A 12,565-nucleotide genomic window follows, 5' to 3' on the forward strand; every position below is an offset into this window, starting at 1 on the left:
AGCCATTAAGCTAACCTGTACTAATTACCCGTGAGGCTTAACCATACAACGCCAAACGCGTTTTATGACAGCGTAACGAACAGAAGTTAAGAAACTAAAGTAGACATTTACTTGATATCAGATTTCCAGATTTATTAATTTGCTCAAAAGAGCGAATTAAACCAAATTTGCTTGGTGACAATAGCGTTTTGGACCCACCTGACCCCATGCCGAACTCAGTAGTGAAACGAAACAGCGCCGATGATAGTGTAGCAGCTGCTATGTGAAAGTAGGTCATCGCCAGGCTCCAAATAAGAGAAAGCCCGATTCGAAAGAGTCGGGCTTTTTTGCGTTTAGAGCTGTTAGCTTTCAGCCGTCATACCATTCCGCTTAAATGTCTGATCTAATATAGGCTATATAAAATCAACGGCTAATAACATTGAACCCAAACATATCTGAACAACTTTTAGCGCTTTCTCGAAAAGAACCAAATGCACGAAAACGCATGCGATTGCTCGCAGTGTCTTTATTTTATGATGGTAATAGCCGAACCGATATTGCAAAACGTCTAAACACAGCAAGAAGTAGTGTGAATAAATGGGTTTCTAGTTACCTAGAGCATGGACTGGGTGGTTTAGACAATAAGCCTATTCAAGGACGTCCATCAAGGCTGTAACCGCAGCAACTTGAACAACAGTCTGAATTTATAAAGCGCACGAACACAGAACTTCGTGGTGGCCGCCTTACCGGCGAAGACATTGTGCATTATATTCACGCTGAATTTGGTGTTCATTACCACTTAAATCATGTCTATAAAATTCTAAAGCAACTTAGCTTTAGTTGGATCACAAGCCGCTCTAAACACCCAAAACAATCATTACAGAGCCAAGAGGCTTTTAAAAAACTTCCAACTGGAAACGATCCTTCACACACCAGGACACCTTCCTCTTGATGGTATCGACGTATGGTTTCAGGATGAAGCACGATTTGGCCAGCAAAATCCGACTACGCGCATTTGGGCTGAAACAGGCGCTCGGCCACGGATTGTAAAACAACAGCAATTTGACTATGGGTATTTATTTGGTGCAGTGTGTCCAGCCACAGGCCAAACAGAAGCGTTAGTAAGCCCATTCGTAAATAAAGAAGCGATGACGCAGCATATGCGCGCGACACCTGTTGGAAGGCATGCTGTCGTGATAATAGATGGCGCAGGCTGGCACACATACGATACAGCTGCAGAATTTAAAAACCTAACCCTGATAAAGCTTCCACCTTATTCACCAGAGCTAAATCCAATAGAGCAAGTATGGAGTTGGATACGACAACATTGTTTATCTAATAGAGTGTTTTCGGGCTATGACGAAATTGTCGATGAAGTGTCAAAGGCATGGAATCACTTTATTTCGATACCGGATCGAGTGAAGAAAATGTGCAATCGGGAATGGATTAAATTGATTTAATCTTTAAGCGGAATAGTATTAGCAGCTTAAAAGAGCATGCGCTAGATGTGATCACTAAACCATTTAATAGAGAAGAGCTCTTTTTAAAAGTAGAGAACTGGATACATTGGGTTAGCTTATATTCGCCAGAAGCAAAATATGGCATGACGGCGAAAGAGTATCAATGTCATTACATATAACTGGCTGTTAATTATGAAAATGTCGCATTTGAGTACATTTTTGTCGGCATAATGCATACATATTTTCTACAGTTAACCTAATCTAGTTATATCTTCGTAGTTTTGGGGCTCTTTGTTTATCATTGACGGGCAAACATGACTGAGTACAGATTATGGTTAAGGACTACAGCGAGCCCCATCTATTTTTTACTTCCTTTGAGTTAAGGCTCTTAAATTTTCAAGAGCCGATTTTTATTACAACTTCGCTTAAAAGATTGAAAAGTTTATGTTACAACGGCACTAACATTACTTTTTAGTTACAAACATGACTGAACTTTACCATTGGTTTGATTTATTCGGCGTAGCCGTGTTTGCAGTTTCTGGAACGCTACTGGCGTACAACAAAAAAATGGATGGCTTTGGGGTTGTTGTGTTAGCCACAGTCACTGCTATTGGCGGTGGGACTGTACGTGACGTTATTTTAGATGTTCCTGTATTTTGGCTACATGATCAAAGCTATTTCTGGGCTATTTTATTGTCTGTATTTGTCACCACTCGATTAATCAATAAGCAGCGTTCTATTTCACTTAATGCGCTGCAAGTTGCTGATGCTTTCGGTTTGGCATTTTTTGCGGTGATGGGCACACAAAAAGCCATGCTCGCAGGTATGCCAGATACCACGGCGATTATCATGGGTGTAATAACAGCCTGTTTTGGCGGTGTTATCCGTGATGTGCTGGCTGGAAATATGCCGATGCTATTAAAAGGCGAGCTCTATGCCATTGCTTGTATCGCTGGTGGCATTGTTTATACATTAAGTATTTCGCTGGGTTTAGTGACCGAAGTAGCTATGATATTAGCCATGCTAATGACCTTATCACTGCGTTTAGCTGCAATGAAATGGAAACTGACATTACACGTTTTTAAATATCCCGACTAAACTTAATTTAAGGATGAATGATAGGGACATCATGGATCGTGTCTTTAGCTAGAATATTTTCACGCGCACAAGTGGGTGTGCAAGCTCCTGAAGTGATTGTTGAAGTACACTTAGGAAATGGCTTGCCAGCTTTTCATATCGTTGGCTTGCCTGAAGCGTCAGTCAAAGAGTCAAAAGATAGAGTGCGTAGCGCACTCGAAAACTCTCAGTTTGGTTTTCCAGATCAACGAATAACCGTCAACCTTGCGCCTGCTGATTTACCTAAAGAAGGTGGCCGTTTTGATCTGGCTATTGCTGTGGGTATTTTAGTCGCCTCTGGGCAAATAAACTGCCCTGATATTCATCGTTATGAGTTTTACGGAGAGTTGGCTTTAAATGGTGAGGTAAGAGGGGTTAACGCTATTTTACCTTCGGTGTTAGGAGCGAAAGAGCAAGGTCGCTGTTGTTTCTTACCCGCTGAAAACGATAATCTCGCAAGCCTTGTTTCGGGCGTTTCTCGAAAAGCCGTTTACTCCTTACAAGATGTTTGGAATGACTTATTAAATCAGCAACCTCTGCCACTTAATATTAGCTATCCTGAGCAGCAGTCGCAGCGTGACTCGCTACTCGATTTAAGTGATGTGAAAGGCCAACCTGGTGCCAAACGAGTACTCGAAATAGCCGCCGCTGGTGGCCATAATTTACTGTTTCTTGGCCCTCCTGGTACTGGCAAGTCAATGCTTGCCCAGCGTATGTCAACGATTATGCCAACCATGTCGGATGATGAAGCAATTAGCACTGCCGCGTTATATTCGATAATTGGTCAATCGGTTGATTTATCGAATTGGCGTGAACGCCCCTTCAGAAATCCACATCATACTTGCTCTGCTGTTGCCCTTGTTGGTGGCTCTTCGAATCCTAAACCGGGGGAAATTTCTCTTGCTCATAATGGCGTATTGTTTTTAGACGAGCTGCCCGAATTTGAGAGAAAGGTGCTCGATTCACTGCGTGAACCAATGGAAACGGGCGTGGTGACTATATCGCGAGCGGCACGACAAATGGAATTTCCATCGCAATTCCAGCTGATCGCCGCATTAAATCCAAGCCCTACAGGAAGTCATACTGATAAGCGTGCAACGCCTGATCAAGTATTGCGCTATTTATCTCGAGTATCTGGACCATTTATCGATAGGATTGATTTACAAATTGAGCTGCCGAGACTCACCAGTAGCCAATTACAGAGCACGAAAGTAGAAGAAAGCAGTGAACAAGTAAGAGCCAGAGTTGAAAGAGCTTATGCAATTCAACTTAACCGGCAAGGCAAAGTGAATGCGCGCTTGAATAATAAAGAAATGAGCATTCATTGTGAGTTGGCAGCTGCTGAGCTGCAGTTTTTAGCAAAAGCCAGCGAAAAACTGGCTTTGTCACCACGCTCGTATCATCGTGTTATTAAAGTTGCGCGTACCATTAGCGACTTGAAAGCACAGCCAGCAATTACCTTAAATGAATTAAAAGAGGCGCTGAATTATCGCGCCTTTGAGCGGTTAATTAGTCAATTAACGCAGTATTAGATAACTTGCTAAATAGACAGCATGTAACCTTTGCCGCGAACGGTAACGATACGTTTTTGGTCTTTTTCATCGCTTAATTTTTTACGTAAGCGGCCAATAAGTACATCAACGGTACGATCACTTGGGCTCCAGTCAGGTTGACCAATTTCTTCGGAAATTTTTTCACGCGATGTCGCTTTACCTGCATTTGCAATAAGGCAAATAAGTACCTTGTGCTCTGCTTCGGTGAGACGAGACTCTTCACCATTAGGGGTCACTAATGTGCGGTTATCTGGGTGCAGTTTAAAGTCGGCATATTCAATAAACTCTTCACTCTCATCATCTTGCTGAGAGCCTTTTATGCGCTTAAAAAGAGCGCGCATTCTTAGTTCAAGTTCAAGTAAGTCAACCGGCTTGCAAATATAGTCATCGGCACCTTGTGCAAGGCCTGCAATACGGTCAGCTTGCGAGTCACGACTAGACAGCACAATAACACCAATATCTGTTAGTGCATTAAGTTCTTTGGCAAGCAAAAGCCCATCGCGTTTTGGTAACACAATGTCGATAACGGCTAGAGAAACTGCTTCTTTAGTTGAAGCACGCGATTGCACAATGCTTAATGCATCGGCCCCCGTTGAATCTACCTCAATATTAAACTCAGTTTCTTTAAAATGATTAAGAATGCGTTTAACGAGTAGTTCGTCGTCTTCAACCAATAAAACTTGAATAGTCATTCGCTTTAATTTCACACTTGATTTGTTGTTATGTTAGCACTGTATGGCAAAGGCTGAGAAGTGTCATAGCGAGGTTTGTAACTATTTCTTACAATTTAATGGCTTAGCAATAGTTGAAAAGAATGAAAGCTGAGCACTCACATCGTGCCCAGCCAAATGATTAAACTACTTTTCAGGATAAAGGTATTGCCACCATTGTGGCTGATCTTTTAAGTTTTTATCGAAATAAGCCAACATGGTATTCCACCAGTCGAAACGTTTATCTCGAGCAAAAATTTGGTGATCTGCACCTTTGTACTCAATCAGGTCAACATCTTTACCTAATAACTTTAATGCGGTGTACATATTGTGACTTTCACCAACCGGTACGTTGGTATCTGAATCACCATGAAGGAGTAATAACGGCGTTGTTACTTTGTCAGCATGAAACACCGGGCTGTGTTGGCTGTAAAGTGTAGGATTGTTCCACGGGTAGCTATTTTTAGATGCCTCAGCTGAGTATAAGTAACCCCACCAACCTTGACCCCAATACGAGGTGATATTTGAAATCCCTGCATGGGCAATCGATGCACTGAAAATATCTGTTTTAGTTGCGAGTAGCATGGTCATAAAGCCACCGTAAGAGGCTCCTAAATTACCCACACGTTTACTATCTACAAAGCTATATTTATCTAAAAAGGCTTTTGTGCCGTCGATGATGTCGTTGGCGGTGTATTCACCCCATGCGTTGACGTGTTTAGCTGAGAACTCTTGGCCAAAGCCGGTTGCGCCAGTAGGCTGTACAACGTAAACAACATAGCCATGCTCAGCCCATAGGTTAAATGGGTAGCGACCGGTAAAACCACGAGTTACTGGCGAAGTGCCACCATAATAATAAACCAGCGCAGGATATTGTTTATTGCTATCTAAATCATGCGGTAAATAAACGCGACCCTTAATTTCAATGCCATCTTTATTAGTAAAGTTAAACTCTTCCAATGAGGCTACTTGCGTATTTTCATAGCCAATTGGCTTAGAGTCCCACATTACTTTAGCGCGGCTCTTACCTAAGCTTAGTTGTTTTAACTGCTGAGGTGTTGACGCTGTGGTGCCGGTAACCAAAATGCGCGGGGTGCGTTCGTGTGAGTAGCTAACTTGCTCAACAACATCAAAACCCGTATTCACTTTATTAAAACGCTTTTTGCTTAAGTCGAATTGATAAAGTTGTACGGTATCTTGCTCGGTAACTTTAATAAGCGCATCACCGTTTTTAAGCACATTTAACTGGCCGATAGCCGGGTTAAACTCTTTACTTAAAGGGGTTGCTTTTTTACCGTCTCGGCTGAGTAAATAAAGTTGACCGTCATAGTTATTAGCAAGCATCCTTTCAGGAAGGTTACGACCTAAGCCGTTATTAAAATCTGGTCCGGCAGTGACATAAATTCCGTCGTCAGTATATTTAGCCTGATTAAATGTATTGTATTGACCAAGTACCGAAGTAGTCGATGTAGCTAGGTTTAGCTCAACAAGTTCTGTTGCTGGCTGTGGTGATAGTTGCATAGCTTGTGCTGAGCGGCTCATTAAGACGCGACCGCTTTTAGCGTCAAAATCTTCAAGTGAATGGCTAAGTGGGCCTTGGCTTAAGATTTTGCTAAGACCTGTTGGTATATCGAGTAAATAGACTTGCGATGTAGTACGAGCATAAGACCAACGGTCTTGCAGGCCTTGGTAATGCTTAGTGAGCTTGCCATTGTCTGTTGGAGACTTCGACCAACTAAAAATTAAGCTGTTGTTATCAAAAAACTGAAAGCCACTTGCACCAGAGAGGTTTTTAGCAATGACGCTAAGTTGCATGGTTTTTAGGTTTAAACGCTTAAGCTCGCCATTTAATAAATACACTAAACTTTTGCTATCTGGGCTCCAAGTAATGTTACTTGGTTGGGCTGACTCAAAGCGATAAAGTGTATTGTTTTTTTCGTCTTTAAGTTCAGTAACATATTGCGCTTGATTAGCCGTTGCATCTTCGTAATGACGTTGGCTAGTAATGAAGTAATCACCATTTGGTGCCATTGAAATATAACTGACTGTTGGCGCATCAAATAATTGCTTAGCAGACAAACCGTGTTGTTGTTTAGCGCTAAATTGCACAGTATCTAGTTCTGACTTAGCCGTAAAATCAAGCTCAACCTCATTCCAGTTGGCTACTTGCTCAGTGATGATAACAAACTGATGATCGCCTTGGCTTAAAGCTAGTTCATAGCTTTTATTTTTTTCTGTTTGCTTTTCACCATCAATAAATAGCTGTGCGTTCTCAATGCCTCTAAGTGTTAATGAGCCTTGGCTAAAACGTTCAGTTGAGGCGGTAAATTTGAGTGCTTGTAAACCACCAAGTGTTAGCGCACTCACTTTGTCGAATGATTGCCAGTCAAGCTCATTACCAAAAACGCGTATGCTATCGGTGCTTTTTTGCAAGCTAGGTAATAGGTTAGCAATAATGGCATCGCGATGATCCGTTTGATATGGCTTAAGTTGCATATCTGCGCCAAGAGGGCCAATAAATTGCACCGCTGATTTATCAATGGCAGCGGCCATCGCTGTGTTACTTAACGCACATAACGCTAAGGCACTGATTGTTGTTTTTAGCTTGGCTGATTGGCTTAGCCAAGTAGTTGAAAGTGTCATAGTTTCGCCTGTTGAAGGTAATTTAAACCAATATAGCACGCTGCAAATTACCCAAAAAGTGCTCTGCGTTAGATTGCAGTCGGGTTTGAGCTTGTGGTTTTCAATTGCTATGGTGAGCAGGTTAACTTTTTAAGAGGGCTTACAGTGACATTGTTACTTGTTTATATGTTTGTTGCCATTACGGTTTCGTTTTTGTGCTCAGTGATGGAGGCGGTACTGTTAAGTATTACGCCAAGTTATGTTGCCATGCTCAGAAAACAGCAACCACAATTGGCAAAACGTGTTGGTAAGCTTAAAGACAACATAGACCAACCGTTGGCGGCAATACTCACGTTAAATACCATAGCGCACACGGCTGGTGCCGCTGGCGTTGGCGCACAAGCTGCGGTGGTGTTTTCAGATGCTGCGGTTGGGGTTGCCTCTGCAATTATGACGTTATTGGTACTGGTGCTTTCTGAAATTATTCCTAAAACATTAGGAGCTAATTATTGGCGAGGATTAACACCCATTGTTAGTGTGAGCCTAATTTGGTTGGTGTTTATTCTAAAACCCTTTGTGTGGTTTGCAGACATTTTAACGCGCTTTTTGGGGCGTAATTACGATGAAGCCTATTATATTCGCCAAGAGATTGAAGCCATGGCTGATATTGGTACTGAGTCTGGAGCGCTTGGGCAAGATGAATCTGAAATCATTCGTAGCCTGCTGCATTTTCGTCATGCCAAACTCGATACCTTAATGACACCACGTACGGTGCTTTTTAAAGTGCATAAAGACCTAACCGTAAACCAATACTTGGCGGAGCATGGTTCTTCTTCGTTCTCTAGAGTATTGGTTTATGACAAAAATGGTGATGATATTATTGGTTTTGTGCATAAAAATGACATTATGCTGGCTTATCACCGCTTGGGTGAAGACTATAAAATTAGCAAGCTTGTTAAGCCTATTTACACCGTACCAGAAACCTTGCATGTGCCGACCTTACTCGAAACCTTACTATCTGAGCGCACGCATATTTGTTTAGTCGTGGATGAATACGGTGATGTGCAAGGTATTGTCACTCTTGAAGATTTAATTGAAGCATTAATGGGACTTGAAATTGTTGATGAACATGATCAATCAGCCAATATGCAAAAAGTCGCCAAACAGCGTTGGCGACAACGTTTAGCATCGAGTAATACCATCGTCAGTGACGATAAGCGTAAACCTTAGCGGCGATGTCCTGCTGCAGTTTTTACCATTTGCCGCCATGAAAGTGACCAATTTAAAAGGTCTTCTTTGGCTTTCGGGCGGCACAGCAAAAAGCCCTGCATTAAAATAAACTCTTTGTAGCGGTCGAGGTATTCAAGTTCTTCAACGCGTTCAATGCCCTCGGCCACAATAGCGAGATCTTCTTGTATCGCTATATTCACCAAGCTACTAACAATCACTTGGGAAAACTGATCGGTTTCAATATTGCTAATTAAGGTGCGATCGATCTTAATTTCGGTAAACGGCAGCGTTTTTAGCTGCTGAACATTAGTAAAGCCAGTGCCAAAGTCATCAAGTGAAATACCAAAACCGCGCATTCGTAAACGGTTGAGTGTTTCGAGTTGTGCAGTGCTGCGTAGAGCATACTGTTCAGTAATTTCTAAAATAACTTCACTGGGGGTTAGGTTGTTAAGATGCAGTATTAAAGCCAGTTTATCTGGGCAGCTTAAGTCCTCGAGCTGCGAAGGGGATAAGTTAAACGCCAGTTTTAAATTAGGATCAAACTGCTCTTTGATTTCTGCAAAATCGTTAGTGGCTTTTTCAAACAATTGAAAAGTAATAAGGTTTATTAAATCTAGGTCTTCAGCGATACAAATGAAGCGCTCCGGTAAGATAATTTCCTCTTCTTGGCTTGTGTTGATACGGGCAAGCACCTCTATACTTTCAATCCGATTATCGTGGCGATTTATCTTAGGTTGATAAAACGGAATAATCTCATTATGACTGATGGCATGTAGTAGCAGTGACTCAGAAATAGGGGTTTTTGTGCGCTCAACATGAATGGCAAAGTGCTCAAGCTTTTGCAGTAGTAAATACACTTGATTAAGTTGCACGGGTTTAGTGACGTTACCAATTAAGTGAGCGTTATGCTTACGAGCAAGGTCTGCGGCAAGGTCTATAACTTTAGGATCCATCTCAGAAATAATGGCAATTGCACCTTGGTACTTCATAGCGCCTAAGTGGCGAATAAGCTCCATACCATCCATATCTGGCATATTGAGATCGGTAAAAATGGCATCAAAGAATCGAGGTGCTTTTTTAATTTTTTCTAAAGCTTCTTCTGCACTTAGGCAGGTTGTGATGTGCGGAACCTCAAGCTCATTCAAAATGGCATGCATAACAATCAGGATGGCTTTTGAGTCATCCACTACGAGAATGTGTCTATTTGACTTCACCATATTCACTCCATGAACAAGAACGCTATAGTTAAAAGTAGTAGATAAATGGTATTTCGTCATGTTTTTTGCCTGTTTTGTGGTGCGAAAAATATACCTCCTTGTACCTAAAGGAAATTCGTAATTTTGTAAGGCCTCAGTATAATAGCCGCACTTTTTATTCGTATTTATAAGAACTATGGTCAGACTTCAGCTGAGCCTCGCAGACGAAACCTTTATTTTGCATATAAACGGCTCACAGTTAATTCAGCTTTTTCATCAACAACAAGCTATTGCCTTCGATAATCCAGAGTCAGAACTTTATGAGTTTGATTTTCAGGGGCAGCGTATTGGCCTTGATACTAGTAAAGTGCACGAAAAAAGCTTAGCAATCTTTGTTAACCAGCAGCAGGTGAGCCAACTTGCTTTACCTGAGTTACAAGAAGCTGAACCAAAACGCGGCATTATTGGTTTGCTGGCACTGGGTTTTAAATTATTCAAAAGTGCAAAAGTCGTGAAAGCGGCTTTAGCGGGTGCCTCGGTGGCAGGCTATGCGTGGTTATTTTCCATTGAATTTGCCTTGATGCTAATTGCTTGCTTGGTGGTGCATGAATATGGTCATGTGCGTGCTATGAAATATTTTGGCATTAAAACTAAAGGTATTTACCTTATTCCCTTTGTCGGTGGTTTGGCTGTTTCTGATGATAAAATTACCACCAGATGGCAAGACGTGGTGATCTCACTCATGGGGCCCGCTTTTGGCTTAATTACCTCTGTGCTGGGAGTGGTGCTTTACTACGCCACTGAAATGGAAATATTCGCCGGGGTGGCGGTACTCAGTGCACTGTTAAACCTATTTAACTTGTTACCTATTTTGCCCTTAGATGGCGGCCATGTACTTAAAAGTATTAGTTTTTCGATGCGTTCATGGATAGGCCTTAGTGTGTGCTTATTAGGTGTGTTATTTGGCTTGTGGTTAAGTTACACCTTTGGCTTGATGCTACTGGTGTTTTTCTTATTTGTAGGGGCACTTGAGATTATCTTTGAGTGGCGCGGACGTCACTACTCACACCTCATCCCTCTCGATACTTATGGACAAGGTTTTTCAGCGGTAATGTACGCACTGGTTGTTGCAGGTCACGTTGCAGTAATGATGCACTTTGCCGACTCAGAAAGCCCAATCCTCAGCTTACCAATGAAGATATTAGCAAGTTAATTAACATTTAAGTACTAAGTTATATTCAGCTTAGTGCTTAAATTTAATTAATATATTTTAATTAAATTTCTATTTTATTTTAGTAATTAAACCTTTAATTTGTGCTGCGTTTCATATTTAGGAAAATTCTGATTTACAAAAATTAGAATGTCCCGCTAATTTTAAATTCAAGAGATATAGCAAAAGGATTTTGTTATGAGCTTGTTTAGAAAGGAAGCGATTGCACAGCAAAGTGAACGTTTAACTGGCGTAATCACTTTAGCGCAACCATTATCGATTAAATTAACTGTTGTAACCCTAAGCTCTGTTGCAGTTGCGGTTATAGTATTTCTTTTTACAGCAGAATATTCCCGCAAAGAAACTGTACGTGGTTTTCTCATGCCTAGTAAAGGCGTCATTCAAAGTTTTGCTAATCAAGGCGGAACAATTGAAAAACTTCATGTAAAAGAAGGTGACTCTGTCATTAAAGGACAAGCACTTGCTTCAATTGTTGTTCAGCAAAATGATAGTCAAGGTTTAGATCTCAGTTCACAGTTAGTTGAACAATTAACAGAGCAAATTAAACTTTTGAATCATGAGGTTATGCAAACGAAAGTGTTGCAAAAACAAGAAATACTAAACCTTGAAGCACAGCAAACGCTTTTAAATGAAGAAAAGCTTGCACTACAAAGTCAATTAACACTCGCAGATGAAAAGCTTGACCTATTGCAAAGTCAACAAGCTAATTTCAACCAGCTTAATAAGAGTGGCTTTTTATCGAATATAGAGCGTGAGCAGCAACAACAAGCTTTACTCGATGTTAAGCAAGAAAAGCAAAACTTAGCTCGAATACTGATGCAGCAAAATAATCAACTGAGTCAATTACGCTTTAATCTTGCTAACGTTCCACAACAATATGCACTTCGCATCAGTAACTTAAAACGAGAAATTTCAGATACACAAAACCAACTATCGCAGTTAAAAAGCAACTATAGCTACACAATTACGGCTAGCAATAATGGTGTTGTTACAGGCATCCAAGTAGTCGAAGGAGAGGTGCTAAGCCAAGCAAAGCTTTTACTGCATATTATACCTGAGGGTTCTGAGTTAGTTGCTGAATTACTATTACCAACGCGCTCCGCAGGGTTTATAGAAATAGGCAACGAAACTCGATTACGTTTTGATGCCTTTCCATATCAACGCTTTGGTTTTATCAATAGCACAATTAGCCGTATTGATAAGGCACTTATTACACCAAACGAAGTGAGGTTACCTGTTACATTGCAAGAGCCTGTATATCGACTTAGGGCTACGTTAAATCAGCAGCAAATGTCTGCGTATGGAAAGGTCTTTGCGTTAAAAAGCGGCATGCTGTTTGAGGCAGACATAATGTTAGAACAGCGCACATTAATTGAGTGGTTACTAGAGCCACTGTACAGTCTTAAGGGACGCGTGAGCTAATTGTCAGATATAGGTCAGGGTTTATTCCGAGGAGAAGCAAAATTCA

The 12,565-nt window shown here is 41.2% G+C and carries 8 protein-coding genes, 1 rRNA gene and 1 pseudogene; 7 read left to right on the top strand and 3 right to left on the bottom strand.

The features are described 5' to 3' along the window. Positions 1-170 precede the first annotated feature (170 nt). From rrf to HUS62_RS05745, 4 genes and pseudogenes are all read left to right on the top strand, one after another. A 5S ribosomal RNA gene (gene rrf / locus HUS62_RS05730) occupies positions 171-285 on the top strand. A 199-nt stretch (positions 286-484) separates the two neighbouring features. Further along, positions 485-1,439: pseudogene (locus HUS62_RS05735) on the top strand (IS630 family transposase). Between the two features lie 483 nt (positions 1,440-1,922). Then, positions 1,923-2,537: a trimeric intracellular cation channel family protein gene (locus HUS62_RS05740; RefSeq protein WP_175078853.1), complete on the top strand. Its 615-nt coding sequence runs from the start codon at positions 1,923-1,925 to the stop codon at positions 2,535-2,537. A gap of 38 nt (positions 2,538-2,575) precedes the next feature. Further along, positions 2,576-4,087, top strand: coding sequence for a YifB family Mg chelatase-like AAA ATPase (locus HUS62_RS05745; RefSeq protein WP_175078930.1), 1,512 nt, complete (start codon positions 2,576-2,578; stop codon positions 4,085-4,087). 8 nt (positions 4,088-4,095) lie between these two features. On the opposite strand, the gene HUS62_RS05750 is transcribed toward HUS62_RS05745, so the two are convergent. Then, positions 4,096-4,800, bottom strand: a complete 705-nt coding sequence (locus HUS62_RS05750; protein ID WP_062564684.1) for a response regulator transcription factor — start codon at positions 4,798-4,800, stop codon at positions 4,096-4,098. Positions 4,801-4,965: 165 nt separating this feature from the next. Beyond that, positions 4,966-7,461, bottom strand: coding sequence for a S9 family peptidase (locus tag HUS62_RS05755; RefSeq protein WP_175078854.1), 2,496 nt, complete (start codon positions 7,459-7,461; stop codon positions 4,966-4,968). Between the two features lie 144 nt (positions 7,462-7,605). Here HUS62_RS05755 and HUS62_RS05760 point away from each other — a divergent pair, with 144 nt between their 5' ends. Further along, positions 7,606-8,670, top strand: a complete 1,065-nt coding sequence (locus HUS62_RS05760) for a hemolysin family protein (RefSeq protein ID WP_166338889.1) — start codon at positions 7,606-7,608, stop codon at positions 8,668-8,670. Here the strand turns inward: HUS62_RS05760 and HUS62_RS05765 are convergent. After that, complete coding sequence (locus HUS62_RS05765) at positions 8,667-9,887, bottom strand: EAL domain-containing protein (protein ID WP_175078855.1); 1,221 nt, start codon at positions 9,885-9,887, stop codon at positions 8,667-8,669. The genes HUS62_RS05760 and HUS62_RS05765 overlap by 4 nt on opposite strands. Positions 9,888-10,062: 175 nt before the next feature. Here HUS62_RS05765 and HUS62_RS05770 point away from each other — a divergent pair, with 175 nt between their 5' ends. Together HUS62_RS05770 and HUS62_RS05775 are read left to right on the top strand one after the other, a co-directional pair. Further along, positions 10,063-11,079 (top strand): metalloprotease, encoded by a 1,017-nt coding sequence (locus tag HUS62_RS05770; RefSeq protein WP_175078856.1) that lies wholly within the window; start codon positions 10,063-10,065, stop codon positions 11,077-11,079. Positions 11,080-11,274: 195 nt separating this feature from the next. Continuing rightward, entirely contained in the window at positions 11,275-12,519 is a 1,245-nt protein-coding gene (locus HUS62_RS05775; protein WP_175078857.1) for an HlyD family efflux transporter periplasmic adaptor subunit, read from the top strand. Positions 12,520-12,565: the final 46 nt, after the last annotated feature.

The sequence above is a fragment of the Pseudoalteromonas sp. 0303 genome (assembly GCF_013349995.1).
Lineage (GTDB): Bacteria > Pseudomonadota > Gammaproteobacteria > Enterobacterales > Alteromonadaceae > Pseudoalteromonas.